Below are 25999 nucleotides of genomic sequence, written 5' to 3'. Positions count from 1 at the left end.
GCTCAGAGCTTTTCAGGGGCGGGTTGGCCGGTCAGGGCGGCCCGCGTGTCGACCCACAGGATTTGGACCAGTCGGATCAGGAAGAAGAGGAACGCCAGCACGAACAGGAACCGGCTGGGCCACTTGGGCCAGTGGTAGGTGCCGCCGTAGTGGGCGTGCGAATTGAAGGCCTTCCAGAACTCGAACCAGCCGGCGGTCAGCAGCACCGCGCCGAGGAAAACGCCGATGAAGGCGGCCAGCACGGCGATCCAGCGGTTCACGCCGGCCGGGAAATGGCTGGCGATCACCTCGATCGCGATATGGGCACGGGCGGCGGTGGCCGAGGCGAGCGGGAAGAGGATCGCGGGGACCATCAGCTCCTGCACGGCGATGATGATGTCCGGCACGCCGGTCTTGAGGATCTCGCGCGTGGCGATGTTTGCCACGATCAGGATGCAGAGTGTGACGATGGCGACAGCCGCCGCCGTATCGAGCACGTACTCGATGCGTTTCATGTCAGTGTCCGATCTGGAAAGTCAGGCGGCCCGGCGCGGGATGCTGCGCCGGGCCGCGTCGTTCAGCTGCGGTCCCAGGGCAGACCTTCGGTCTCCATGACCTGGGTCCACTTGTCCACGAGCTGGAGGAACTCTTCGAGCATGGCGTCGCCGTCCATGCCGACCGCCGACATGTCGGCCTTCCACTTTTCGATCGAGGGCTGCGCCATCTCGGTCATCTTCTCGTACTCGGCATCCGTCAGTTCGACGAACTCGACGGCGTCCTCGCCGGTGTTGAGCGTCTCCATCGCCTTTTCGTCGGCGGTGATCAGGCGCTCGCCGTAGAAGTTGATCGTGTCACGACCGATCTGCTTCACGATCTCCTGCTGCTCGGGCGTCAGCATCTCGAACGTGTCCTTGTTCATGAAGGTGCCGAGGCTGGCGAGGCTGCCGAAGCGCATGTCGGTGACGGTATCGACCAGCTCGTTCAGCTTGGTCGCGACGGCGTAGTAGGCGTAGGTGACCGAGCATTCGACAAGGCCCGTCTCCATCCCCTGGTAGACGTCGTAGATCGGCATCGAGACCAGGTTGCCACCCAGTTCGCCGAAGATGTCGGTCGAGGCGCCGGTGTGCGCGAACTTGGTGCCGGGCACATTGTCGAGCGAGCGGATACCCTCGCCCGAGCATGCCATGATCCCTGGCGAGAGCGAGAAGGTCGAGATGTATTCGAGGTTCATCTCGTCCAGCCGCGCCTGCAGCTGTTCGTTGGTGGTGAAGAGCTCGTAGACCGCCTGCATCATCACCCAGGGGTGCGCGGCCTTGAGTTGCAGGCCCGCCATCTGCAGTTCGGGGAATTCCGAGGCCGCGTAGGCACCGATGATGACGCCCATGTCGCCCACGCCGGTCGACAGCGATTCGAGCGCGGCGTTGGTCTTGAACAGGGCGCCGCCCCAGTTCTGGTCGACGCGGACCTCGCCGCCGGTGCGTTCGGCGATCTGGTCGGCGATGAAGGACACGGCCTCGGCGCGGACGCCGCGGTTCGGCCCCGGTTCGTTCGCGATCAGGACGGTTTCGGCGTGCGCCGCAAGGGCAAGCACCGAAAGAGAACCCGCTGCGAGAGCCCTTTTCACGTAAGTATTCATCGATTTCCTCCCTGTATCCGACCCGGCCTCCCGCCCGGTCGATTGAAATTTAGATAGCCTGATAACAATCATCTGGCAACATATTTGTCGGCAAACAGTCTTGCCGGGCCACCTCCGCCGGCCCGGCTGCCTGCCGCGTGCGCAGGATCAGGCGGCGGATTTCGGCCAGGCGAACTGGGTGTCGAGTCGTGCGCGCGCGGCCAGGAACTCGGCCTCGATCCGGTCGACCAGCTCGGCCACCGGAACGACGTCCTGCACCGCGCCGATGCCTTGGCCCGCGCCCCAGATTTCCTTCCAGCTCTTCGGCTTTTCCCGGTTCTCGGCAAAGTTCATCTTGGACGGGTCCGACCGTTCGAGGTTGTCGGGGTCCATCCCCGCCGCCGCGATCGAGGGCTTGAGGTAGTTGCCCCAGACCCCGGTGAAGAGGTTGGAATAGACGATGTCGTCCGCCCCGTGGCCGGCGATCATGTGCTTGTATCCCTCGACGGCGTTGGCCTCTTCGGTGGCGATGAAGGCGGTGCCCGCGTAGCCGCCGTCCGCCCCCATGGCGAGCGCGGCCAGCAGGCTGTCGCCCTTGGCGATGGCGCCCGACAGGAACAGCGGACCGTCGAACCAGGCGCGGATCTCCTGGATCAGGGCGAGCGGCGACAGGGCGCCGGCGTGGCCGCCAGCCCCGGCCGCGACAGCGACGAGGCCGTCGGCCCCCTTCTCGATCGCCTTGTGGGCAAAGCGGTCGTTGATGACGTCATGCAGCACGATGGCGCCGACGGAGTGCGCCGCCTCGTAGACCCATTCCTGCGCGCCGAGCGAGGTGATCCAGACCGGGACCCTGTGTTTCACGCAAAGCTCGATGTCGCGTTCCAGCCGGGCGTTCGAGCGGTGGACGATCTGGTTCACGGCGAAGGGCGCGGCGGGGCGATCCGGGTTCGCCTGGTTGTGGCGGTCGAGGTCCTCGGCGATCCGCGTCAGCCACTCGTCGAGGCTCTGGCCGTCCTTTTCGCGCGCGTTCAGGGCCGGGAAGGATCCGACGATCCCCGCCTTGCACTGGGCGGTGACCAGCGCGGGGGTCGAGATGATGAAGAGCGGGCTGGCGATCAGCGGCAGCCGCAGGTTCTGCAGGATGGCGGGCAGGGTCATGTCGTTCTTCTCTCCTCACAAGAACGGGGGCGGGTCAGGCGACGGCGCCGGACCTGAAAAGGGCGTCGATCCGGGCCGCGTCGAACCCCGCGGCCTCAAGCACGGCGCGGCTGTCGGCGCCGGCACGGGGCGGCGCGGGCGGCAGGGGCGTTTCGGCCTCGGCAAAGCGGGGGGCGGGCATTGGCTGGGCCGGACCTTCGGCGGCAAAGATGCCCCGGGCGCGGTTGTGCGGATGGTCGGCGGCCTCGGCCGGGCTGAGCACCGGGGCAAAGCAGGCGTCGGTGTCTTCGAGCAGCGCGGTCCAGTGGTCGCGCGGCTGGCCCAGGAACACCTCGGTGAACCGCGCGCGCATCGCGGGCCAGAGGCTGCGGTCGGCGCGGTCGCCCATCTCGGCCGGGTCGATCCCGAGCTTCTCAAGCAGGCAGGCCCAGAATTGCGGCTCCAGCGCGCCGATGCTGATCCAGCCGCCGTCGGCGCATTCGTAGATGCCGTACCACGGCACCCCGCCGTCGAGCGCGTTCGCCGCCCGCTCGTCCCGCCAGACGCCCATGGCGCGGCGGGAATGGATCATGGTCATCAGCGACGAGGTGCCATCACAGATCGCGGCATCGACCACGTCGCCCTGCCCGGTCCGCGCGGCGCGCAGCATCCCCGTGACCATGCCGAAGGCGAGGTACATGCCGCCGCCGCCGAAGTCGCCCAGCAGGTTCAGCGGGAAGGTCGGCGGGCGGTCCGCCTCTCCGGTCGCCCAGAGGGCGCCCGAGATCGCGATGTAGTTGAGGTCGTGCCCGGCGGTGTGGGCGATCGGGCCGGACTGCCCCCAGCCGGTCATCCGCCCGTAGACGAGGCGCGGGTTGCGGGCATGGACCACCGCGGGACCGAGGCCCAGACGCTCCATCACGCCGGGGCGGAAGCCCTCGATCAATCCGTCGGCGGTTTCCAGAAGGTCCAGCGCCACCTCGACCGCCTCGGGCGATTTCAGGTTCAGCGCCAGCGACTTGCGCCCCCGCGCCATGAAGTCGAGTGCGGGGTCCACCCGCCCGGCCGACGGGCTGTCCTTGCCGCCGGGGCGGTCGATGCGGATCACCTCGGCCCCCATGTCGGCCAGCATCATGCCGGCGAAGGGGCCAGGGCCGATGCCCGCGAATTCGATGATGCGCAGCCCCGCGAGCGGGGGCGCGGCGGAGGGCGTGTCCGTCACGGGTCTGTCCTTTGCGGGTGGGATAGGGGCGACCCCGGCCGCCCCTGAGGCCTATCTCTTGGAGATCGCGTCCTTGAGGTTGTCCTTCATCTGGCGCAGCACACGAAGCGCGACCTGAAGATCCTTTTCCGGGATGCCCCGGTTTGCCATCTCGTCGACGTCAAAGATCGTCCGGGTCATCACCTTGACCACGTCCTTGGCGGGCGCCAGCGCATAGACCCGGTTGGACCGCCGATCCTCGGGATCGGAACGCCGTTCGACATAGCCGCGCGCCTCGAGCCGGTCGATCAGCTTGGAAATCGTCACCGTGGCGACGTCCATGCGATCGGCCAGGTCGGACTGGCGCAGCCCGTTCTCGCGCACCAGGTGCACGAGAACCCAGCCCTGCGACATGGTCATGTCGTGCGGCTTGAGCAGCGAGTCGAACAGAATGGCACGGAAACGCGCGATATCCTGGTAGATCGGATTGTTGTCCTCGCTGAGCGAGGTGCGCTTTTCCATGTCCGGGTCCTCGGCCAGGTCCTTGCCAGCGGGGTTCGACAGATCTAGCCCAGCCGGCAACCCACTGGCAAGCTTGCGCTTATGTGCGGCGCCCTGCGTCACTCAGACCGGGTCCCAGGTGAAGATGTCGCCCGAACGTTCCAGCGGGTAGAAGTCGGACTTCATCGCCGGAAGCGCGTGGTCGCGCACCGTCTCGGGCGTCCAGCCCTCGGACCGGTGGGCCGAGCGGATCGGACGCGGCTGGCTGAAGAGGAAGATCTCGTTGTTGCGCACACCGAAGATCTGGCCGGTCACGTCGCAGGTCGGATCCGCCAGCGCCACGCAGAGCGGCGCGATCTTGGCCGGCGTCATCTCCTTGATCCGCTCGACGCGGGCCTTTTCGGCGTCGGTCTTGGCGGGGATGGTGCCGATCAGGCGCGACCAGGCGAAGGGCGCGATGCAGTTCGAGCGCACGTTGAACCGCGCCATGTCGAGCGCCAGCGACTTCGACAGCCCGACGATGCCGAGCTTGGCAGCCGAGTAGTTCGCCTGCCCGAAGTTGCCGATCAGGCCCGAGGTCGAGGTGAAGTTGATGAAGCAGCCCGAGGCCTGCATCTTGAACTGCGCCGCCACGGCATGCGCCATGTTGAAGCTGCCCTTGAGGTGCACGGCGATCACCGAATCCCAGTCGGCCTCGGTCATCTTGTGAAAGATCACGTCGCGCAGGATGCCGGCATTGTTGACCACAACGTCGATGGCGCCGAATTCGTCCATCGCCTGTTCGTACATGGCCTTCGCATCCTCGGGCTTGGCCACGTTGCCGAAGTTGGCAACCGCCTCGCCGCCCGCGGCCTTGATCTCGTCCACGACTTCCTGCGCCGGGGTCGCATCGGCGCCCGCGCCGTCGGCCGCGCCGCCCAGATCGTTCACGATGACCCGGCCACCGCTCTTGGCCATCATCAGCGCGATGTCCCGTCCGATCCCCCGGCCCGCGCCGGTGACCACGACCACTTTCCCGTCGAGCATGTGCTCTCCTCCCTCACTTGGCTTTCGTCGCTGGTTTATAATTAGCTTGATAACTGTTGGCAAGCTAATTACGGTCGCGCCATCGAATTCGGCCGGTCACGGCCACGCATGAGGGAGGAGAGCCGCATGTTCAAACGCACCATCTATTCCGAAGACCACGAGATGTTCCGCGACCAGGTCCGCCGCTTTGTCGAGGCCGAGATCGTGCCGCACCATGCGCAGTGGGAAAAGGACGGCCGCGTGAGTCGCGAGGCCTGGCTGAAGGCGGGCGAGAACGGGCTGCTCTGCGCCGCGATGCCCGAGGAATACGGCGGCGCGGGCGCGGATTTCCTGTTCTCAATGGTGGTGATGGAGGAACTGGCGCGCGCCGGAGCCATGGGACCGGGATTCTCGCTGCATTCGGACATCGTGGCGCCCTACATCCTGCATTACGGCTCGGAAGAGCTGAAACAGGAGTGGCTGCCCAGGATGGCCCGTGGCGAGGCGGTCGGCGCCATTGCCATGACCGAACCGGCGGCAGGGTCTGACGTGCAGGGCATCAAGACCACCGCGATTCGGGACGGCGACGAGTTCGTCATCAACGGGCAGAAGGTCTTTATCACCAACGGCGGCAACTGCGACATCCTCGTCCTCGCCTGCAAGACCGACCCGAGTCAGGGCGCCAAGGGCACCTCGCTGATCCTCGTGCCCGCCGACACCCCCGGTTTCCGCAAGGGCCAGCTGCTGGAGAAGGTCGGCTGGAAGGCGCAGGACACGGCCGAGCTCTTCTTCGACAACGTCCGCGTGCCGGTCGGCAACCTGATCGGCGCCGAGGGGCGCGGGTTTTACCAGCTGATGGAACAGCTGCCGCAGGAGCGCCTGCTGCAATGCGTCCGGGCGTCGTCGGCGCTCGAGGCCGCGCTGGACTGGACCGTGAGCCACGTGACCGAGCGCAAGGCCTTCGGCAAGACCATCGGCGACTTCCAGAACACCCGCTTCAAGCTGGCCGAGATCAAGACGCAGGCCGTGCTGATGCGCGTCTTCACCGACCGCTGCCTCGAGATGCATGTCGCCGGCGAACTCGACGCCGTGGATGCGGCGATGGCCAAGATGGTGACCTCGGAAACACTCTGCAAATGCCTCGATGACATGCTGCAGATGTTCGGCGGCTACGGCTACATGTGGGAATACCCGATCGCGCGGGCCTGGGCGGATGCCCGTGTCGGCCGCATCGCCGGCGGCACCGGAGAGATCATGCGCGAGATCATCGGCCGCCAGGTCACGGGAGGCCGGTGATGATCCGCTACCCCGACCTGATCCGGAAGTATGCCTTCCAGACACCCGACAAGACAGCGACCCACTTCGAGGGTCGCGACTTCACCTGGGTCCAGTTCCGCGACCGGATCCAGGGGATCGGCCAGGCGCTGGTCGATCTGGGCGTGAACCCGGGCGACCGGGTCGCCTACCTCGGCCAGAACTCGCACTGGCTGGTCGAAATGTATTTCGCCCCCTGCGCCATCGGGGCGCTGTCGGTGCCGATCAACTTCCGCCTGTCGGAGGACGAGATGGTCGAACTGATCGCCGACTGCACCCCCGGGGTGCTCTTTGTCGATCGCCATTTCGCCGACCGTGCCGCCGCGCTGATGGAGCGCTGCCCGTCGCTGAAGTCGCTGATCTACGCCGACTGGGACGAGATCCCCGGTAGCCTGCCCGCCGACACGTTGCACTATGACCGACTGGTCGAACGTATTGGCCGGGTCGCCGACGACGCTTTTGACGACCGCGCCAGCCGGTCCGACGAGACAATGATCATCTTCTACACCTCGGGCACCACCGGCGTGCCCAAGGGCGTGATGCTGTCGCATTCCAACTTGCTCGTGAATGCCACCGGGTCGGGGCACCTCTACGGCTACCGGCAGACCGACATCCTGCTGCTCTCGGGCCCGCTCTTCCACCTCGGCACCGGCAGCCGCGCCTACACGGCGGTGGCGTATGGAACGACGATGGTGATCCAGCCGCGCTTCCAGGTCGAGGAAACCGCGCGCATCATCGAAGAGCAGAAGATCACCACGATGACCCTCGTGCCAACCATGCTGCGGATGATCATGGACCATCCGGAGTTCGACAGCTTCGACTTCTCCTCCATCCGCTGCCTGACCTACGGCGCCGCGCCGATGCCGATCTCGCTCATGGAGCGCGCGATCGCGGCGATCCCGGGCGTGACCTTCTGCCAGGGCTACGGCATGACCGAGACCTCGCCGGTGGTCTCGGTCCTCACCCCAGCCGACCACGTGCCCGGCAACCCGATGATCGGCAAGCTCGGCTCGGTCGGTCAGCCAATCCTCTACGCCGACATCCGCATCGTGGACGAGAACGACAACCCGGTGCCGCAGGGCGAGCCGGGCGAGATCGTGCTGCGCGGGCCGCAGGTGATGAACGGCTACTGGAACCGGCCCGAGGAAACCGCCTACGCGATGCGCGGCGGGTTCTACCACACGGGCGATGCCGGATACCTGGACGAGGACGGATACCTCTACATCGCCGGGCGCACCAAGGAGATGATCATCTCGGGCGGCGAAAACGTCTATCCGATCGAGACCGAGAACTGCCTCTCCAAGCACCCCGCAGTGGCGCAGTCCGCCGTGCTGGGCGTGCCGCACGAGAAATGGGGCGAGATGGTCTATGCCGTGGTCGCCCTGCACGACGGCAAGTCGGCGACGTCCGAGGAGCTGATCGCCTTTTGCCGCGAGAAGATCGCCGACTACAAGTCGCCGCGCGGCGTGACAATCTGGGACGGGCCGCTGCCGCTGTCGGCGACCAACAAGATCGACAAGCAGGCGCTGAAGAAGGCGCTGCTGGAAGGAGCCCCGGCATGAGCGCGCTGAACGTGACATTCGAGAACGGCATCGCCCTGCTCGAAATGGCCGAACCCGCATCGCGCAACGCCCTGTCGGACGCGATGCGCGAGGAACTGAGCGCCGCGGTCCATGCATTGACCGGTGATCCGGAGGTGCGCGCGGTGGTCCTCACCGGCAGCGGCGGCGTCTTCTGCGCGGGCGGCGACCTGAAGAAGATGCTGGCCAACCACAAGGCCGGCGTCGTCGGCGGGGCCGAGGATATCACGCCCCGGATGAAACATCTGCATTCATGGCTGCGCCTGCTCCGCGATCTGCCGGTGCCGGTGATCTGCGCGGTGGACGGCCCGGCCTATGGCGCGGGCCTCGGGCTGGCGCTGACCGGCGACATCATCCTCGCGTCTGACAGAGCCACGTTCAACGCGTCCTTCTGCAAGGTCGGCGCGGTCCCGGACGCGAACCTGCTCTACTCACTGCCGCGCATGGTCGGCCTGCAGCGCGCGCGCGAGATGTTCTATACCGGCCGCACCGTCGACGCCGCCGAGGCGCAGCGCATCGGCATCGCGATGGAGGTTGTCACGCCCGAGGCCCTGCTGCCCCGCGCGATGGAGATGGCAGCGATGATGGTCGAAGCCTCTCCGACCGCCTTTGCGCTGACCAAGTCGATCACCGCCCGGTCGCTGGAGCTCGACAGCGAGGCATTGCTGGCGATGGAGGCGCAGGCCCAGTCGATCTGCCTGACCAGCCGCTATCACCAGGAGGCGCTGGAACGGTTCACGCAGAAGCTGCCGCCGCGCTTCGATTTCCGGTAAGCCACTGGCACTGCATCGAAAAGGCCCGGTCAACGACCGGGCCTTTTTCATTGTCCCACGAGAAGGGGCGTGTCAGCTCAACACGCCCTGCTCCGCCAGCGCCGCGATCGTGCTGTCTTCCATCCCAAGCATCTCGTGCAGAACCTGCGTGCCGTCCCGTCCGTAATGCGGTGCGACGACACGCGGCACGCCCGGGGTGTCGGAGAGCTTGAAGCGGCAGGCCTCGATCCAGGAGGACGTGCCGTCCTCGCGCGGCAGGTTCAGGAAGTGCCCCCAAGCCGCCAGCTGCGGGTCCGCCGCCATGTCGGCGTTCGAGGCCACCACGTAGGCCGGGACGCCCGCCGCCTGCAGCAGCGCCTCGACCTCACCCGCCTCGCGGGTCGCGGTCCAGTCGGCCAGCGCGGCGTCGATCTCAGCCTCTCGGGCCTTGCGGTCTTCCAGCGTCGCGAGCGCCAGATCGCCCAGCCCTGCGATGCTTGTGGCACCTGCCAACGCCTTCCATACGGCCTCGTCCGTCACACTCACAGCCACCCATGCCGTTTCGCCCTCGGGCGCGAGGCAGGGATAGACGTTGTTCGGCACGATCTGGGGATCGCGGTTGCCCTGCGCCACCGTGACGTGGCCATTGGCAGAGTAGTCGGCGAAGGTCTCGGCGATGAACTGCATCCCGGCCTCGGCCTGCGAAATGTCCAGCCAGCGCCCCTTGCCGGTCTTGCGCCGCATGTCGAGCGCAGCCAGCAGGACCGGCAGCGCAAGGCGCGGCGCGCAGTAGTCGGTGTAGGGACCATAGGGTCCCGTCGGCGGCTGGCCTTCGCGCCCCGCGAGCACCTGCAGCCCGGACATGGCCGCGCCGATGTTGCCGAAACCCGCCAGCGCCTTCCATGGCCCGGCCTGTCCCATGAGCGAGGTCGAGAGCATCACCAGCCCCGGGTTGTCGGCCCCCAACACATCGTAGCCCAACCCCCAGCGGTCCATCTGGCCAGGCGCGAAGCTTTCGACCAAAACGTCAGCCTGCTTTGCAAGGTCGCGGACGACGGCCCGGCCTTCCTCGGTCGAGAGGTCGAGCGTCACGCCCAGCTTGCCCGCGTTGCAGTTCTCGTAGAGGCCCGACTTGTTCAGGTTCCGCTCGCCGCCCGGGAAGGGCCCGGTCAGCCGCGCGACCTCGGGCCGCTTGGAGCTTTCGACGCGGATCACCCTGGCGCCGAAATCCGCCATGCAGCGACCGATCATCGGACCGGCCACGACCCACGAGAGGTCCAGCACGGTCAGGTGCTCCAGCGGCTTCGCGACGGCGACGGGTGCGCCCTCGGGCATGTACGGCAGCGTATCGCGCCCGGTCAGCCACCTCGCCTCTGTCTCTGCCCCACCCGCGCCAACGTCCGGCGCCGGGGTGATGGCGACGAAACCCTCGTCGAAGCCGAGCGCCGGAACACCCGGCAGCCGCAGGTCGCCGACTTGCTGCATGAACCCGCGCGCCGCGGCATGCGGGCTGTCGGCAAGGTCCGAGGCGTCCATGATCGGCGCCAGCATCAGCCGGTGCTCCAGCGCCATCTCGACCGTCTCGCGCTTGGTCATCGGGGCGAGGAAGGCCGCGACCTCGTCCCGGGCCTTTTCCATCTGCTCTTCGCTGATCACGTCGTTCTCGATCAGCGGCGGCAGGGTGACCCAGTCCCACGACGCGAACTCGTCGGAACAGGCGCCCCGCGCCTTCATCAGCGCAAAGAGATTGTTGGTGAAGCGCCCGGCAGCGGGGCCGAGGGCGAGGTGCATCTCGACCAGCCCGTCCTTCACCGGCCATTTCGACCGCTGGGTGCGGGAGCCGCTGCCGGAAAGATCCAGCTCGCGCTTTTTCTTCGACTTGATCTCGGCCCGGAAAACGTAGTCCGGGTGGCCGATCACGGTGGCGAGGCTCAGGCTCAGCGTGCATTGCGAGGCCGATGCCTGGGCGGAGCTGACGACACGCTGGCCACGCCCCGACTTGCGCCGCGCCTCGAGCGCCAACATCGCACCGCAGAGCGCATCCGCCGCCGCATGGTGATAGGCTTGCGGAACGGAAACCCGCGTCGGAATCTTGGTCTGCGACTCGGTCGGCTTCAGCGGTCCGCCCGAGGCCCAGGCGGTCAGGTCACTGTCCGCATAGCCTGCCTTCGGCCCGTCCAGCCCGAAGGGCGTCACGATGACATGCACCGCGCCCGGGTTGCGCCCCAGGAGCGCCGCGGTGTCGAGGAATCCGTCGCGCCCCGGATTGCCGCTTTCAAGCACCACGTCCGCCTGCGCCGCCAGCGCCATCAACCGCTCGGCATCGGCCTCGCGGTCGAGGACCAGCGAAGTCCGCCCGGTGCCGTAGGCCGCCCAGTAGAGCGAACGCCCGTCTGCATCGAATGGCCCCTGCCGACGGGCCGACGAGCCGTCGACCGGCTCCACCTGCAGAACGTCCGCGCCCAGCATGGCGAGCATCCGCCCGGCGAGCACGCCGCGATGGTCGGTGAGGTCGAGGACTCGCAGCCCCGCCAATGCGCCCGTGTCAGTCATCGAGGAACCTCGCCATCCGTGTCGGCGTCGGGTTCAGCGTGACGCCCCCGTCCACAGGTATCACCGTGCCGGTGATGTAGCTCGCCTTATCCGACGCGAGGAACACGCAGAGCGCGGTCACGTCGTCCAGCGTGCCCATGCGTTTCAGCGGGATCGAGTTCACCCGCTCCTCGACCGCCGCCGGGTCCGGCACCAGCCGTTTCTGCCCCTCGGTATCCGCGATCGGCCCGGGAGAGACGGAGTTCACCCGGATGCCCCGCGGCCCCCATTCGAGCGCGAGTGAGCGGGTCAGCATGTCGATCCCGGCCTTGGCCGCGCAGACATGGGACTGGCCCACCATCGCGACGCTGCCCTGCGGGGCGGAGATGTTCAGGATGCAGGCGCCGGGCGTCACGAGATGCGGGAAGGCCGCGTGCATGACGTGATGGGTCCCCAGCACGTCGATCTCCATCACCGCGCGAAACCCGTTCGAGCTGATCTTCTCGGCCCGCGCCAAGAAGTTGCCCGCCGCACCGGAGACGAGGATGTCGATCTTGCCAAAGGTCTCGACGCACTTGGTAAAGGCCGCCTCGACCTGCGCGTAGTCGCGGACGTCGGCGGAGATACCCTCCGCCTCCGTACCGTAGCCGCGCAGCGTCTCGACCGCGCGACCCACCTTCTGGGGGTCGCGCGAGATGACGAAGACCTTCGCCCCCTGCCCCGCGAAATGCTCGGCGATGGCAAGGTTGATGCCGCTCGTCCCGCCTGAGACGAAGACGGTCTTGCCGGCGAACTCGCTCACCACTGGTCTTCCGTGGTCATCACCACGGTCGCGGCCGCCGAGAACATGCCGCCGACGCCGTGGCAGACCGACAGCTTCGCACCCTCGACCTGCGCGGGGGAGATGCCGCGCATCTGGCGGACGCTCTCCTGCAGGGCGTACATTCCGTACATGCCCGAATGCATGTAGCTGAGGCCCCCGCCGTTGGTGTTCAGCGGCAGCTTGCCGCCTGGGCGGGTGTTGCCCTCGGCGATGAAGGCACCGCCCTCGCCGCGACCGACGAAGCCGAGGTCCTCGAGCCCGTAGATCGGCAAATGCGCAAAGGCGTCGTAGATCATCAGGTGATCGACATCCGAGTGGGTGATTCCCGCGCTGTCGAAGGCCGCCTTGCCGGAGACGCGGAAGGCCTTCGACGACGAGAAGCTCTCCATCTGCGAGATCATCGGCCCCTCCGCGCTCTCGCCGCCATTGCCGCGCAGGTAGACGGGCTTGGTCGGGAAGTCCTTGGCGCGGTCGGCCGATGTCAGGATCAGCGCGCCGCCGCCGTCCGAGACCAGGCAGCACATCATCAGCCGGAACGGGTAGGCGATCATCTTGGAGTTCAGCACGTCATCCACGGTGATCGGGTCGCGCATCGTGGCGCGGGGGTGGAAGCCCGCCCATTCGCGCTGCACCACGGCGACCATCGCCAGCTGCTCTTCGGTCAGGCCGTCGTCCTTCATCTTGCGCATCACCGGCAGGGTGAAGCGCGATGGCGGCACGAGCGGCCCGTAGATCGCCTCGAACTCCTGCTGCTGCATGGAGGGGAAGATCGGCCGGTGATTTCGGTTGTTCGACCGGCCGCTTTCGCCGTGGGTGATCAGGACGGTGGTGCAGAGCCCCTGCTGGATCGCGGCGGCGGCATGGCGGACCAGCGTGATGAAGGAGCATCCGCCCACGCTCGTGCCGTCGTACCAGGTCGGCGTGATGCCGAGGTACTGGATGATCTCGGCCACGTCATGGCCGCCGGTGGCGACGCCGTCGATGTCGGCGGGGGTCAGCCCGCAATCCGCCATGGCGTTCAGCGCGGCGTCGGCATGCAGGCCGGTCTGGCTCAGCTCGGGCACCTTGCCCAGTTTCGTGGTTTCGGCGGCGCCGACGATGGCAACGGCTGCGCGGCTCATTGGGCACCTCCCGCGGGACGGAACTGGGGCACGGCGATCTCGCCGCGCTGCTCGAAGGTGACCTCGAGCGGCATGTCGAGGATCAGCGCCTCGGGATCGGCCGGGCAGTCGAGGATGTTCGACACCATCTTCACGCCCTCCTCGAGCATCACCACCGCCACGGTGAACGGCGGCTCGTAGCCCGGCGCCGGAAGCTGGTTGATGATGTAGGAATGGAGCGTGCCCTTGCCCGACGCCTCGATCACCGAGACGTCGCGGCTGCCGCAGGCCGGGCAGAACGGGCGCGGCGGGAAATAGGCCTTGCCGCCGCAGGGGGTGCAGGCGTTGAGGAGCAGTTTGCCCTCCTTCGCGCCGTCCCAGTAGAACCGGGTCTCCGGGTAGATTGTCGGAACCTGTCTCTCGCTCATCGCGTCCTCCCTCAGCCCAGCCGGGCCAGTCCGTTGTTCAGCACGACCACGTCGCGTTCGACCACCCGCGCGCGGAAGCTCACCTCGTCCCCGTCGCGCCACATCTCGGTGCGGATCGTCTCTCCGGGATAGACCGGGGACGAGAACCGCAGCTGGAGGTGTTTCAGCGCAGACGGGTCGCCGTCGGCCAGCGCGGCCGTGATCGACCACGAGGCGACGCCGAGGGTCGAGAGCCCGTGCAGGATCGGTGCCTTGAACCCCGCGCCGGTGGCGACTTCGGGGTCCGCGTGCAGCGGGTTCAGGTCGCCGCTGAGCCGGTAGATCAGCGCCTGGCCGGGCAGTGTCTTGTGATCGAAGATCGCCTCGGGCTCGGTCTCGGGGAGTGTATGGACCGGCTTGACCGGCCCGGTCGGGCCGCCGAAGCCGCCGTCGCCGCGGGCAAAGCTGGTTCCCTCCACCGTCGCGATCAGCTGGCCGGTCGCCTTGTTGGTCATGCGACGCTCGGAATAGAGCAGCGCGCCCTTGCCTTCGCCCTTGTCGATGATCTCGACGATCTTCGTCTCGCCGACGATCGTGCCCTCTTCGGGCAGCGGGGCGTGCAGGGTGAAGCTCTGTTCGCCGTGAAGGATTTTCTGCCAGGTGAGGCCGGTGTCGGGCTCCATCGCCCAGAAGCCGGGGCCGGCCAGCACGTTGACCATCGACGGCAGCGCGCAGAAGCCTTCGGCCCGCTCATAGGTCGCGCGCAGGTGTGCCGGGTCCAGCGGATCGCCGCCCAGCCCGAGGCCGAGCGCGTAGAGGATCGTGTCCTTCCGCGTATAGGCCTGCTCCACCGGCGCAAAGGGCCGCGCCTTGAGTGCGTCGTAGTCGATCATCGTGAGCCTCCTCCTCTCCCAACAGCGATCCGTATAGGTAACATGGTTATTATATGCAAGCTAATTAAATGTCCGACCCAGGGGTCCCGGTCAGGCACGCCATGCGACTCTAGGCACCCCGAGGCCGCAGGCAACCGGCACGGGCCGAATGCCCCCTGATCCGGCGCTCCCGGCCGGAAGGCAACCGGCGGCGGGTGCATTGCAGGTTCGTGTACGTGGCTGGGGAGGGTAACGATGACCTTAATGTTCAGGCTCGGCCTTGCAGGGAACATTTCGTCTGACCGACTGGCAACCAAACCGCTGACCGCGGGCCTGTTCACCCCAGCCAACTGTCGATCAGCGCGTCCAGTGCGGGCCAGTCGGTGTATTCGCGGTCGGCGTCGAGGTCCGCGCCGGGGTCCTTCGCGGCGATGATCCGGCGCATGACGAAGCGGCGGACGACGTCGTATCGCGACGGCCGGTAGGCGCCGGCCAGCTGCTCCACCCGGTCGGGCGTCCAATGGGTGGCGGCGCAGAAGTCGTCGATCACCTTGTCCAGCCCGCGCCAGTCCTCGGCGGTGTGGCCCGCCGCCGCGAGGGAGACGGACAGGAACAGCGTCGGCACGCGGCGCAGCGCCTCGGCGGCCTCGGCGACGAAGGTCGCGACGGCAGGGTCGTAATGTCCGACGTGGATCGAGGCGGCGAGGATCACCCGGTCGCACCGCGCGACGTCACCGCGCTCGGCCTCGGCGACGGGCATCAGTTCCACCGCGTGGCCGGCGTCGGCGATGCGCTCCGCGGCCCGGCGCGCGATCTTGCGGGCCTGGCCCTCGCGCGAGGCATAGATGATCAGGATTCTCATGCCGGCCCTCCGTCGCGGCCCGTCGCGGGCCTGCGACACGGGCAGCATAGGACATGGGCCGCGTCACAGCCAAGCCGGGGGATCCGACGTGGCGGGGCCCGACTGTCAAGGAACTGTTGTCTCCGCCTGCTACCGGACCGGCACACTCATCCAACCAAGGACGGATCGACAGATGAAATCCACCCTCCTCACCGCCGCCGTCGCCGCCGGGCTGGCCTCTTCCGCCTTTGCCGCCGACGTGTCGGGCAAGCTGGTGCTCTACACCTCGCAGCCGAACGAGGATGCCCAGCGGACCGTCGACGCCTTCAAGGCAGACCACCCCGGCGTCGAGGTCGAATGGTTCCGCGACGGCACCACCAAGGTCATGGCCAAGCTGATGGCCGAGTTCGAGGCCGGCGCGCCGCAGCCCGACGTGCTGCTGATCGCGGACATGGTCACGATGGAAGGGCTCGAGGCCGAGGATCGCCTGATGGCCTACCCGGACGCCGATGTCTCGGCCTACGACCCGGCCCTGATGGACCCCGAGGGGCACTATTTCTCAACCAAGCTGATCACCACCGGCATCATCTACAACACCGCCGCGACGATGGTGCCCACCTCGTACAAGGACCTGCTGAAGCCCGAGGCCAAGGGCAATGTCGCCATGCCCTCGCCGCTGACCTCGGGCGCGGCGACGATCCACATGGTGGCCGTCACCTCGCATCCCGACATGGGCTGGGCGCTCTACGAGGGCCTCGCCGACCAGGGCGCCAACCCGCAGGGCGGCAACGGCGGCGTCTACAAGGCCGTCGCCGGCGGTGAGCAGCTCTATGGTTTCGTCGTCGATTTCCTGCCGATCCGCGAAAAGGTGAACGGTGCGCCGGTCGAGTTCGTGTTCCCCGACGAAGGCGTTTCGGCGGTGACCGAACCGGCGGCGATCCTGTCGACCGCTCAGAACCCGGACGCGGCCAAGGCGTTCATCGATTTCCTGATCTCGGAAAAGGGCCAGCAGCTGGCTGCCGACATGGGGTACCTGCCGGCCCATCCCGGCGTGACCCCGCCCGCCGGTTTCCCCGCGCTGGACGAGATCAAGCTGCTGCCGTTCGACCCGGCCAAGGCGCTGGCCGAGGATGCCGCCAACAAGGAGAAGTTCATCGAGATCTTCGGTGGCTGACCGAAACGACCTGACAACCGGGCGCGGCGAGGGGATGACCCTCGCCGCGCTCTGCCTATTCGGGCTGGCGCTCTTTGTCGTGCCGCTGGGGCTGCTGGCCAAGGTCGGGCTGACCGAGGGCGGCGTGCCGTCGCTGGCCCCGCTGGCCGAGGCGCTGACCAGCGGATCGGTGCAGCGGGCGACCTGGAACAGCCTGGAAAGCTCGATCCTCTCGGGCCTCGCGGCGCTGGTGGTCGGCACCACGCTTGCACTGGTGATCGGGCTGACCGACGTGCGGGCCAAGGGCGCCGCGGTCTTTGCCCTGCTGCTGCCGATGATGATCCCGCCGCAGGTCACGGCGATCGCCTGGGTGCAGGCGCTCGGCCCCAGCAGCGTGGTGCTGAACACGCTGGGCCTTGCCCCGCCGCCGGGCACGCCGCACCCGCTCTACTCCCCGATGGGGGTGATGCTGCTGCTGACCGTGCAGCACGCGCCGCTTGTCCTGCTGGTCGTGCTGGCCGCCCTGCGCACCCTCCCGCGCGAGATGACCGAGGCGGCGCGCATTTTCGGCGCCCGGCCGTGGCGGCTGCTGCGCCGTGTCATCCTGCCCCTGCTGGCACCCACGCTGGCGGCGGGTTTCATGCTGGCCTTCGTCTCGGCGCTCGGGAATTTCGGCATCCTCGCCATCCTCGGCATACCCGCGCGCTACACCACCCTGCCGGTGCTGATCTGGCGGCGGCTGTCGAGCTTCGGGCCCGGGGCGCTGACCGATGTCGCGGTGATCTCGATCCTGCTTGCCGTCATCAGCCTTGTCGGGATCGCCATCCAGATCGGATTGCAGCGCCGGATGCGTGCCACCGTCGTCGGCCCGCCGCAGCCGCCGCTGCGCATCACGCTCGGCCGGGCGCGGCCCTGGGCCGAGGCGGGGCTGGCGCTCTATGTCGCCGCCACCCTGTTTCTGCCCCTGACCGCGCTGGCCGCAACCGCGCTGGTCGCGACCTACGGCCTGCCGCTCAATGCCGGAACGATCACCCTTGAAAACTTCGCCGAGGTTCTGTTCCGCCAGGCCTCGACCCTCAGGGCCTTTGCCAATTCGACGCTGGCCGCCGGGGGCGCGGCGCTGGTCATCGCGGCGCTGGCCATCCTGATCGCGTACTTCGCCACCCGGCGGGCCGCGGGCCTGCCGCGCCGGATTGGCGGCGCCCTTTCGGCCATCGCGGACGTGAGCTATGCGATCCCCGGCCTTGTGATCTCCATCGCGTTCATCCTGACCTTCATCCGGCCCCTGCCGATCCTCGGCGTGTCGCTCTACAACACGCTCTGGATCATCTTCCTCGCCTACCTCACCGCGTTCCTGTCGATCGGTTTGAAACCCGTGGTCGCGGCCTATGGCCAGCTCGACCCGGCGCTTGACGACGCGGCGCGGGTTTCGGGCGCGGGGTATGGCCGGCGGATGCGAAGGGTCTTTGCGCCGCTGGTGGCGCCCGCCGCTGCCTCGGGCGCGATCCTCGTCTTCCTGACCGCCTACAACGAGGTCACGGTGTCGGCCCTGCTCTGGTCGACGGGAAACGAAACGATCGGCACCACGATTTTCAACTACGAGGATGGCGGATACACCACGCTCGCGGCGGCGATGTCCTGCGTGACGGTGGTCGCGACGGTGTTGTTGATGGCGGCACTCGACCGGCTGGGACGGTGGCTGCCCCCGGGCGTGGTGCCCTGGCGCGGCTGAGCGGGCTCAGCCCGGCAGGGCCCATCCGCCGGACACGGTCAGCGCGATGTCCTGCCCGTCGCTGAGCGGCGTCGCGGCCGAGATCGGCAGCGCCTCGGCCAGGCCCGCGATCCGTGCCGCGGCCTCCCAGACGCCGCCGCGGTAGCAGGCGTTCTCCAGCCGGGCGGGCACGCCGTCGCCGATCCGGATGTCGCCGGGGCGGATCACGATGCGGGCCGGTCCGTCAGTCGCGGCCACGGGCACGCAGAGCGGACCGATCCGCGCCATGCCGCCCGCGACCTCGCCCGGCAGGACCGCCGAGCGGCCGATGAACCGCGCGACCTTTTCGTCCGCGGGGCGGTCGTGGATCTCTTGAGGGGTGGCGACCTGCAGGAACGCGCCGTCCCACATCACCGCGATCCGGTCCGCGAGCGACATCGCCTCGCGCTGGTCATGGGTGATGTAGATCGTCGTTGCGCCGCTCTGCCGGTGAAACCGCTGGATCTCGGTCTCCATGCGGTCGCGCAGGTGCGGGTCGAGGTTCGCCAGCGGCTCATCCATCAGCACCGTCCGCGCGCCACCCGCAAGGCACCGCGCCAGCGCCACCCGCTGCCGTTGCCCGCCCGACAGCGCGGCCGGGGCACGGTCGGCATAGGGCAGCAGGTCGACCAGCGCGAGGCTCTCTTCGGCGATCCGGCGCGCCTCGGCCCGCGTGGCGCCGGCGGCCTCGGCCGGGAAGGCGGCGTTGTCGCGGACGCTCATGTGCGGCCAGAGCGCGTAGGACTGGAACACCACGCCGATCCCGCGCTTCTCGGGCGCGACGTGGCGGGAGGGCGACGACAGCTCGGTGCCGCCGACGTCGATCTGCCCGTCGTCCGGGTGATCGAGCCCCGCGATCAGGCGCAGGAGCGTGGACTTGCCGCAGCCCGACGGGCCGAGAATGACAAAGAACTCGCCCTCTTCGATCCGCGTGGTGATCCCGCTGACGACCACTGTGCCGCCGAACCGCTTCGTCACACCCTTGAGATTGACCGACATGCCCTGCCTCACCCTGTACCAGCGTCGGGTACGGCGATTGACGGGCGTTCGCAACGGATGCCCGCGGGCGTCATGGAAACTTCACACGGCGCGGGGGTGGCCGCGGCACGGATCGCGCATCTCACATGCCGTCGACCGCCGCATCCGACAGCGCGCCACGCTGCTGGATCACCCGCCGCGATAGTGCGGCGCCCGCGGTGAGCCGCGCGGACATGTCGGCGCCCGACAATAGGCCGACAAGGTAGGCGGCGTTGAAGCTGTCCCCGGCGGCGGTCGAATCGACAACGGTCCTGACGGGGTCGGGGGAGACGGTCGTGTCGCGCCCCACTTCGGTTGCGTGGATCGGGTTGGCGCCGTCCTTGACCACCACGCAGGGCGCGCCCGTTGCCCGGTAGCGGGCGACCGTCGCGGCGGGATCGGCATCGCCGAAATGGCTGGCCTCGTCCTCGAACGACGCCAGCACCACGTCGGAAAGGCCCGCGAACCGCGTCAGGACGGCGCGCATCGTGGCGGCGTCGTGCCAGAGACGGGGCCGTATGTTGGGATCGAAGACGACGGACCCGCCCCCGGCCCGGTAATCGGCAAGCGCCGCGGCCAGCGTGTCACGGCCCGGGTCTTCCAGGACGGCGACGGTGATGCCCGACAGGCAGACGATGTCCGCGCCTGCAAATGCCCGGTCCAGCGCCGTGCGATCCGCGGCCAGCAGGCGCGCCGCGCTTTGGCCCCGCCAGTAGGAAAAGCTGCGTTCGCCATCCGAAAGGCTGATGAGGTAGAGCCCGACGGTCCGGTCCTCCCGGCGCTGCACATGCGCCGTGCCGATCCCCGAGGCGGCGATGAACGCCGCCATCTCGTCCGAGATCGCGTCGGTGCCGATGGCGGTCACGTAGTCGACGGCCCAGTCGCCGGGGCAGAGCCGCCGCGCGTACCATGCCATGTTGAAGGTGTCGCCCGCGAAGCCGCGCCGCAGCCTGTCGCCGTCGGGCGCCAGTTCGACCATGCACTCACCGACAAAGACCAGCCGCATGACCTAGTCTTCGTCGTCGGAGAACCAGCTGTGGTTCTCGGAGCGGAGCTGCTGGATGATCGCCTCGATCGCGCCGAGGTGATCGCGCATCGCCGCGACCGAGCCGGCCGCATCCCCGGCGCGCAGCATGGCAAGGATGCGGACATGATCGTCGAACGCCCGCTGCGACCCCTCGGCCAGCGACAGGAAGCGCACCCGGTCGGTGTGCGCCTTGTTCTCGCGGATCGCGTCCCAGACGAATTCGACCCCAGTGCGGGCACAGAGCATCTGGTGAAAGGCGTCGTCGAGCCGGTGGAAGGTGCTGCGGTCGCCCGCCTTCACCGCCGCGGCCTGCGCCTCCATGTTGGCATCGAGCGCGGCAAAGTCCTGCGCGGTGAACCGCGCGGCGGCGAGGCGCATCACCTCGACCTCGATCGCGGTGCGGATGAAGCGCGCGCGGCGCACGTCCTGGACATGGATCTTGCTGACCGTCGTCGCCCGCTGCGGCTGGATCACCAGGAAGCCGAGCTTGGACAGCCGGAAGAACGCGTCACGCACCGGCTGGCGGGACACGCCCAGCTTTTTCGCCACCTCGGCCTCGCTAAGCTTTGCGCCCGGCGGCAGGGCCAGCGAGAGCACCTGCGCGTGCAGCGCCTCGAACACCTGGTCGGTCACGGAGACCCGCGCCGAGGCGTCGAGCGGGGCAAGGCTGGCGACGGGTTCGATCATGCGGAGGCTCCCGAGGATTGACGGCTCAAACAGACTAGCATATTAGTATCCCAGATTACCAGACGTGGATTGACCATCCACCATAACGGAACTCGAAGGTAAGGGACGCGGTGCCGAAACTTAATCCTGACAGGCTGTTTCCCATCAACCACGGCGCCCGCGACTTGGCGCGCGCGCTCTACGATTCGGTCAGGGATCTGCCCATCGTCAGCCCACATGGTCACACCGATCCGCGCTGGTTCGCCGAGGATGCGGCCTTTCCCGACCCGGCCCAGCTCTTCGTCACGCCGGATCACTACGTGTTCCGGATGCTGTTCTCCCAGGGCGTCCCGCTCGAGGCGCTCGGCGTGCCGCGCGCGGATGGTGGCGTGACCGAATGTGACGGGCGGAAGATCTGGCGGCTGTTTGCCGAGAACTACTACCTCCTGCGCGGCACCCCTTCGCGGATGTGGCTGGATCACGCATTTGCCGAGGTCTTCGGGATCGAGGCCGAGTTCGGGCCCGCCACCGCCGACCACTTCTACGACCACATCGCCGACTGCCTGCCCCGGCCCGAGTTCCGGCCCCGCGCCCTCTATGAACGCTTCGGGATCGAGGTCATCGCCACGACCGAAAGCGCGCTCGATGACCTGCGCTGGCACAAGATGATCGGCGCGTCGGGCTGGAAGGGCCGCGTGGTGACGACCTACCGGCCCGACTCGGTCGTCGATCCGGAGTTCCCCGGCTTCACCGACAACCTCGCCACCTTGGGCGAGATCACCGGCCAGGACACGATGACCTGGGCCGGCTACCTCGAGGCGCACCGCCTGCGCCGGTCCTATTTCATCGACCACGGCGCCACCGCGTCGGATCACGGCCACGCCACCGCCCGGACCGAGAACCTCACGACTGCCGAGGCCGAGGCGCTCTTCGACCGGGTGAAGACCGGCGGCGCGGATGCCGAGGATGCCGACGCCTTCCGCGGCCAGATGCTGACCGAGATGGCGCGGATGAGCCTCGACGACGGGCTCGTCCTGCAGATCCACGGCGGCGCTCGGCGCAACCACAGCCCCTCGATGCTGGCGCAATTCGGTCGCGACAAGGGGTTCGACATACCGGGCCGTATCGACTTCGTCGGCGGTCTGAAACCGCTGCTCGACGCCTTCGGCTGCGACCCGCGCCTCAGCGTCATCGTCTTCATGCTGGACGAGACCACGCAGTCGCGCGAGCTGGCGCCGCTGGCGGGGGTCTATCCCGCGCTGAAACTCGGCCCGCCCTGGTGGTTCTTCGACAGCGCCGAGGGCATGCGCCGGTTCCGCGAGAACGTGACCGAGACCGCAGGTTTCTACAACACCGTCGGCTTCAACGACGACACCCGCGCATTCTGCTCCATCCCCGCCCGGCACGACGTCGCGCGGCGGGTGGACAGTGCCTACCTCGCCACGTTGGTCGCCACGGGGCGGCTCAACGAGGACGAGGCCTACGAGGTCGCTCAAGACCTGACATACCGGCTTGTCAAACAGGCCTACCGGCTCTGAGAGGGGCCAATTCTGGGAGGAAGACACATGAAATTCACGAAGACTTTCGTCGGAGCGCTCCTTGCCAGCGCGGCCCTGACCGGGGCGGCCTGGGCGGAATGCGAGGTGACGCTGAAATCGTCCGACACGCACCCGGACGGCTATCCGACCGTCGAGGGGGTCAAGGCCATGGGAGAGGCCCTGAAAGAATCCACGGACGGCAAGATCTGCATCGAGATTTTCGCTTCGGCCCAGCTGGGCGAGGAGAAGGACACGATCGAGCAGACCCAGTTCGGCGTGATCGACCTCAACCGCGTCTCGCTCGGGCCGTTCAACAACATCATCCCGGAAACGCAGGTGCCCTCGCTGCCCTACATCTTCCGGTCGGTCGACCATATGCACGACGTGATGGACGGTGAAGTCGGGCAGGAGATCCTCGACGCCTTTGCCGAACACGACCTGATCGGCCTGGCCTTCTACGACGGCGGTTCGCGGTCGTTCTACAACAGCCAGAAGCCGATCACCTCGATCGAGGACTTGGCCGGCCTGAAGTTCCGGGTGATGCAGTCCGACATGTTCGTCGACATGGTCTCGGCGCTCGGCGCCAACGCCACCCCGATGCCCTACGGCGAGGTCTATTCCTCGATCCAGACCGGCGTCATCGACGGGGCCGAGAACAACTGGCCGTCCTACGACACCTCGGGCCATTACGAGGTCGCCAAGTACTACACCCTCGACCAGCACCTGATGGTGCCCGAGGTGCTGGTGATGTCCAAGATGTCCTGGGACAAGCTGTCGGAAGAGGAACAGGCGGCGGTCCGCGAGGCGGCCAAGAAGTCGGTCGAGGTCCAGCGCGAACTCTGGGCCGCACAGGAGAAGGCGTCGGAGGACCGCATCCGCGCGGCCGGCAACGAGGTCATCACCGATATCGACAAGCAGCCGTTCATCGACGCCATGGGCCCGGTCTACGAGAAGTACGTGACCTCGGACGAGCTGAAGGACATGGTCGCCCGCATCCAGGCGACCGAGTGATCTGACACCGGAGGCCTGCGCCCCGGCGCGGGCCTCCCCCTGTCCCGAGGGCCCCCGACATGCTGAAAGTTGCCACGGCGACCAGTTTCCTTGCCCGTGCCGCGCTGTGGATCGCCGGAACCGGGCTGGTCCTGATGACCGCGATCATCGCGGCACAGGTGTTCTTCCGCTACCTGCTGAACTCCAGCCTTGTCTGGAGCGAACCGGCCTCGGTGATGATCATGGGCTGGTTCATCTTTCTCGGCGCGGCGGTCGGCATCCGTGAGGGCTATCACCTCTCGTTCGACGTGCTGCTCTACATGGTGTCGGACCGGACCAAGCTGTTCTTCTATTCAGTCTCGGACCTGGCGGTCGGCTGCTTCGGGGCCGGGATGATCTATTACGGTTGGCAACTGGCGATGCGCACGGCGGGCAACAAGCTGCCGTCGCTCGGCATCTCGGGCGTCTTCGATTTCCTGCCGCTGGTCGCGGGCGGGGCGCTGGTGGTCATCTTCTCGGCCGAACGCATCGCGCGCCGGGCCGCCGGCCTGCCGACCTCGCGCTTCGGCGACGTCGAGATGGAGGCCGAGGCCTAACATGGAACTCTGGATTCTCTTCGGCTCCTTCGTCTTTCTGCTGCTGATCGGCACGCCCGTCGCCTTCTGCCTCGGCATTTCGAGCTTTGCGACCGTGGCCTACCTGGGCCTGCCGCCGGTCGTCGTGTTCCAGCGCCTGAACTCCGGCGTCTCGGTCTTTGCGCTGATGGCTATCCCGTTCTTCGTCTATGCTGGCGACCTGATGGTGCGAGGTGACATCGCCCGGCGGCTCGTCGGCCTCGCGGGGGCGATGATAGGCCACCTGCGCGGTGGCCTCGGGCAGGTCAACGTGATGGCCTCGGTCATGTTCGGCGGCGTCTCGGGATCGGCCGCGGCCGACGCCAGCGCGGTCGGTGGGCTGATGGTCCCGCAGATGAAGGAACGCGGCTACGGCGTCGACTATGCCGTCAACATTACGGTGGTCGGTTCGATCATCGCGCTGATGCTGCCGCCCAGCCACAACATGATCATCTACTCGATCTCGGCGGGCGGGCGCATTTCCATCGCCGACCTTTTCACCGCCGGCATCGTGCCCGGTTTCGTGCTGGCCCTGTCGCTGATGATCGCGGCCTACTGGGTTGCCTCGAAACGGGGCTACCCGACCGAGCCGTTCCTGGGTCTGCGTTACCTCGGCCGCGCGTTCATGTCCGCCGTGCCGGGCCTGATCCTCGTGCTGATCATCTTTGGCGGCGTCCGGTCGGGCATCTTCACCGCCTCGGAATCCTCGAACATCGCGGTGGTCTACGCGCTGATCGTGACGATCTTCGTCTACCGGACCCTCAGCTGGGAGGACTTCAAGGAAGCTACATTCGCTGCCGTCCGGACCACCGCCATGGTGCTGATGGTGATCGGCTGCGCGGCCTCCTTCGGCTGGCTGCTGGCCTACACCCGCGTGCCTGCCTCGATGGTCGCGCTGCTGCAGCAGGTGTCGGACAACCCGATTGTCATCCTGCTGCTGCTGAACGTGGTCCTGCTGATCCTCGGCACCTTCATGGACATGTCGCCGCTGATCGTCATCACCACGCCGATCTTCCTGCCGGTGGCTGTCGCCTTCGGCGTCGACCCGGTGCATTTCGGGGTGATCCTGATCCTCAACCTCGGCATCGGCCTCTGCACCCCGCCGGTCGGCGCGGTCCTGTTCGTCGGCTGCGCGGTCGGACGGATCCCGATCTGGGACGTGATGAAGACGATCTGGCCGTTCTACGGCGCGGCTGTCTTCACCCTACTTCTCGTCACCTACATCCCGGCGCTGTCGCTTTATCTGCCGTCGCTCTTCCACTGAGGTGCCCATGCCCTATCCCGCCGTCACACCCGATCCCGGCGTCACCCGCCAGGTGCTGGCCGAAAACGCCGACCTGATGGTCGTCTCGTTCAGCTTCGAGGACGGCGCCGAGGGCAAGCCGCACCACCACGTGCACGTGCAGTCGACCTACGTCCTCTCGGGCCGCTTCGCCTTTCACATGGGCGGCGTGACGCACGAGATCGGGCCGGGCGATAGCCTCGTCATCCCCTCCAACGTCGAACACGGCTGCCTCTGCCGCGAAGCAGGCACGCTGATCGATACCTTCACGCCGCGGCGTGACGACTTCCTCTGAAAGGACGC

At 67.6% G+C, this 25999-nt stretch carries 25 protein-coding genes; 10 read left to right on the top strand and 15 right to left on the bottom strand.

From position 1 onward, the window contains the following. Positions 1 to 2 precede the first annotated feature (2 nt). The 6 genes from ACE2AC_RS15385 to ACE2AC_RS15360 all read right to left on the bottom strand — a co-directional run bounded on the left by ACE2AC_RS15385 (position 3) and on the right by ACE2AC_RS15360 (position 5459). Entirely contained in the window at positions 3 to 494 is a 492-nt protein-coding gene (locus ACE2AC_RS15385; protein ID WP_375688313.1) for a TRAP transporter small permease, read from the bottom strand. 62 nt (positions 495 to 556) lie between these two features. Beyond that, positions 557 to 1570, bottom strand: a complete 1014-nt coding sequence (locus ACE2AC_RS15380; protein ID WP_375688312.1) for a C4-dicarboxylate TRAP transporter substrate-binding protein — start codon at positions 1568 to 1570, stop codon at positions 557 to 559. 192 nt (positions 1571 to 1762) lie between these two features. Further along, positions 1763 to 2752 carry an NAD(P)H-dependent flavin oxidoreductase gene (locus tag ACE2AC_RS15375; RefSeq protein WP_375688311.1) on the bottom strand — a complete coding sequence of 330 codons (990 nt, stop codon included), beginning with the start codon at positions 2750 to 2752 and terminating at the stop codon, positions 1763 to 1765. Positions 2753 to 2786: 34 nt separating this feature from the next. Beyond that, the gene (locus tag ACE2AC_RS15370; RefSeq protein ID WP_375692119.1) at positions 2787 to 3977 is read right to left on the bottom strand and encodes a CaiB/BaiF CoA transferase family protein; all 1191 of its coding nucleotides are present in this window, start codon (positions 3975 to 3977) and stop codon (positions 2787 to 2789) included. 27 nt (positions 3978 to 4004) lie between these two features. Further along, entirely contained in the window at positions 4005 to 4514 is a 510-nt protein-coding gene (locus tag ACE2AC_RS15365; RefSeq protein ID WP_375688310.1) for a MarR family winged helix-turn-helix transcriptional regulator, read from the bottom strand. A 42-nt stretch (positions 4515 to 4556) separates the two neighbouring features. Next, entirely contained in the window at positions 4557 to 5459 is a 903-nt protein-coding gene (locus ACE2AC_RS15360; RefSeq protein WP_375688309.1) for an SDR family NAD(P)-dependent oxidoreductase, read from the bottom strand. A gap of 126 nt (positions 5460 to 5585) precedes the next feature. Here ACE2AC_RS15360 and ACE2AC_RS15355 point away from each other — a divergent pair, with 126 nt between their 5' ends. Genes ACE2AC_RS15355 through ACE2AC_RS15345 form a run of 3 tightly spaced genes read left to right on the top strand, consistent with a single transcriptional unit; the run spans position 5586 to position 9105 of the window. After that, positions 5586 to 6734, top strand: a complete 1149-nt coding sequence (locus tag ACE2AC_RS15355) for an acyl-CoA dehydrogenase family protein (protein WP_375688308.1) — start codon at positions 5586 to 5588, stop codon at positions 6732 to 6734. Further along, complete coding sequence (locus ACE2AC_RS15350; RefSeq protein WP_375688307.1) at positions 6734 to 8314, top strand: class I adenylate-forming enzyme family protein; 1581 nt, start codon at positions 6734 to 6736, stop codon at positions 8312 to 8314. The genes ACE2AC_RS15355 and ACE2AC_RS15350 overlap by 1 nt, the downstream gene beginning before the upstream one ends. Continuing rightward, positions 8311 to 9105, top strand: coding sequence for an enoyl-CoA hydratase/isomerase family protein (locus tag ACE2AC_RS15345; RefSeq protein ID WP_375688306.1), 795 nt, complete (start codon positions 8311 to 8313; stop codon positions 9103 to 9105). The genes ACE2AC_RS15350 and ACE2AC_RS15345 overlap by 4 nt, the downstream gene beginning before the upstream one ends. Before the next feature lie 72 nt (positions 9106 to 9177). Here ACE2AC_RS15345 and ACE2AC_RS15340 read toward each other — a convergent pair whose 3' ends face one another. From ACE2AC_RS15340 to ACE2AC_RS15315, 6 genes are all read right to left on the bottom strand, one after another. Then, positions 9178 to 11637, bottom strand: a complete 2460-nt coding sequence (locus ACE2AC_RS15340) for a CoA transferase (RefSeq protein WP_375688305.1) — start codon at positions 11635 to 11637, stop codon at positions 9178 to 9180. Further along, a complete protein-coding gene (locus tag ACE2AC_RS15335) occupies positions 11630 to 12418 on the bottom strand; it encodes an SDR family oxidoreductase (RefSeq protein WP_375688304.1) in 789 nt (262 codons plus the stop codon). Before ACE2AC_RS15335 ends, ACE2AC_RS15340 begins: the two co-directional genes overlap by 8 nt. After that, positions 12415 to 13560 carry a thiolase gene (locus ACE2AC_RS15330; protein ID WP_375688303.1) on the bottom strand — a complete coding sequence of 382 codons (1146 nt, stop codon included), beginning with the start codon at positions 13558 to 13560 and terminating at the stop codon, positions 12415 to 12417. Before ACE2AC_RS15330 ends, ACE2AC_RS15335 begins: the two co-directional genes overlap by 4 nt. After that, the gene (locus ACE2AC_RS15325; RefSeq protein ID WP_375688302.1) at positions 13557 to 13967 is read right to left on the bottom strand and encodes a Zn-ribbon domain-containing OB-fold protein; all 411 of its coding nucleotides are present in this window, start codon (positions 13965 to 13967) and stop codon (positions 13557 to 13559) included. Before ACE2AC_RS15325 ends, ACE2AC_RS15330 begins: the two co-directional genes overlap by 4 nt. A gap of 11 nt (positions 13968 to 13978) precedes the next feature. Beyond that, positions 13979 to 14839, bottom strand: a complete 861-nt coding sequence (locus ACE2AC_RS15320) for a MaoC/PaaZ C-terminal domain-containing protein (protein WP_375688301.1) — start codon at positions 14837 to 14839, stop codon at positions 13979 to 13981. A 316-nt stretch (positions 14840 to 15155) separates the two neighbouring features. Continuing rightward, a complete protein-coding gene (locus ACE2AC_RS15315; protein ID WP_375688300.1) occupies positions 15156 to 15680 on the bottom strand; it encodes a flavodoxin domain-containing protein in 525 nt (174 codons plus the stop codon). Positions 15681 to 15852: 172 nt separating this feature from the next. Between ACE2AC_RS15315 and ACE2AC_RS15310 the strand changes: the two genes are divergently transcribed. Together ACE2AC_RS15310 and ACE2AC_RS15305 are read left to right on the top strand one after the other, a co-directional pair. Further along, positions 15853 to 16833, top strand: coding sequence for an ABC transporter substrate-binding protein (locus ACE2AC_RS15310; RefSeq protein ID WP_375688299.1), 981 nt, complete (start codon positions 15853 to 15855; stop codon positions 16831 to 16833). Then, on the top strand, positions 16826 to 18544 hold the full coding sequence (locus ACE2AC_RS15305) for an ABC transporter permease (protein WP_375688298.1): 1719 nt from the start codon (positions 16826 to 16828) through the stop codon (positions 18542 to 18544). Before ACE2AC_RS15310 ends, ACE2AC_RS15305 begins: the two co-directional genes overlap by 8 nt. A 6-nt stretch (positions 18545 to 18550) precedes the next feature. Here ACE2AC_RS15305 and ACE2AC_RS15300 read toward each other — a convergent pair whose 3' ends face one another. The 3 genes from ACE2AC_RS15300 to ACE2AC_RS15290 all read right to left on the bottom strand — a co-directional run bounded on the left by ACE2AC_RS15300 (position 18551) and on the right by ACE2AC_RS15290 (position 21293). Next, complete coding sequence (locus ACE2AC_RS15300; RefSeq protein ID WP_375688297.1) at positions 18551 to 19561, bottom strand: ABC transporter ATP-binding protein; 1011 nt, start codon at positions 19559 to 19561, stop codon at positions 18551 to 18553. 121 nt (positions 19562 to 19682) lie between these two features. Continuing rightward, positions 19683 to 20585, bottom strand: a complete 903-nt coding sequence (locus ACE2AC_RS15295) for a sugar kinase (protein WP_375688296.1) — start codon at positions 20583 to 20585, stop codon at positions 19683 to 19685. A 3-nt stretch (positions 20586 to 20588) separates the two neighbouring features. Next, on the bottom strand, positions 20589 to 21293 hold the full coding sequence (locus ACE2AC_RS15290; protein WP_375688295.1) for a GntR family transcriptional regulator: 705 nt from the start codon (positions 21291 to 21293) through the stop codon (positions 20589 to 20591). 110 nt (positions 21294 to 21403) lie between these two features. Between ACE2AC_RS15290 and uxaC the strand changes: the two genes are divergently transcribed. The 5 genes from uxaC to ACE2AC_RS15265 are packed head-to-tail and all read left to right on the top strand — an operon-like array spanning position 21404 to position 25991. Next, positions 21404 to 22810, top strand: a complete 1407-nt coding sequence (gene uxaC / locus ACE2AC_RS15285) for a glucuronate isomerase (protein WP_375688294.1) — start codon at positions 21404 to 21406, stop codon at positions 22808 to 22810. A gap of 27 nt (positions 22811 to 22837) precedes the next feature. Further along, complete coding sequence (locus tag ACE2AC_RS15280) at positions 22838 to 23821, top strand: TRAP transporter substrate-binding protein (protein WP_375688293.1); 984 nt, start codon at positions 22838 to 22840, stop codon at positions 23819 to 23821. A gap of 59 nt (positions 23822 to 23880) precedes the next feature. Further along, positions 23881 to 24396 (top strand): TRAP transporter small permease, encoded by a 516-nt coding sequence (locus ACE2AC_RS15275; protein ID WP_375688292.1) that lies wholly within the window; start codon positions 23881 to 23883, stop codon positions 24394 to 24396. Position 24397: 1 nt separating this feature from the next. Next, positions 24398 to 25678: a TRAP transporter large permease gene (locus ACE2AC_RS15270; RefSeq protein ID WP_375688291.1), complete on the top strand. Its 1281-nt coding sequence runs from the start codon at positions 24398 to 24400 to the stop codon at positions 25676 to 25678. Between the two features lie 7 nt (positions 25679 to 25685). After that, entirely contained in the window at positions 25686 to 25991 is a 306-nt protein-coding gene (locus ACE2AC_RS15265) for a cupin domain-containing protein (protein ID WP_375688290.1), read from the top strand. Positions 25992 to 25999 lie beyond the last annotated feature (8 nt).

It is taken from the genome of Pseudooceanicola sp. LIPI14-2-Ac024, assembly GCF_042188925.1.
Classification (GTDB): Bacteria; Pseudomonadota; Alphaproteobacteria; order Rhodobacterales; family Rhodobacteraceae; genus Pseudooceanicola.
Note: the sequence above shows the minus strand (reverse complement) of the source record. Positions and strands in the feature narration are given on the sequence as shown.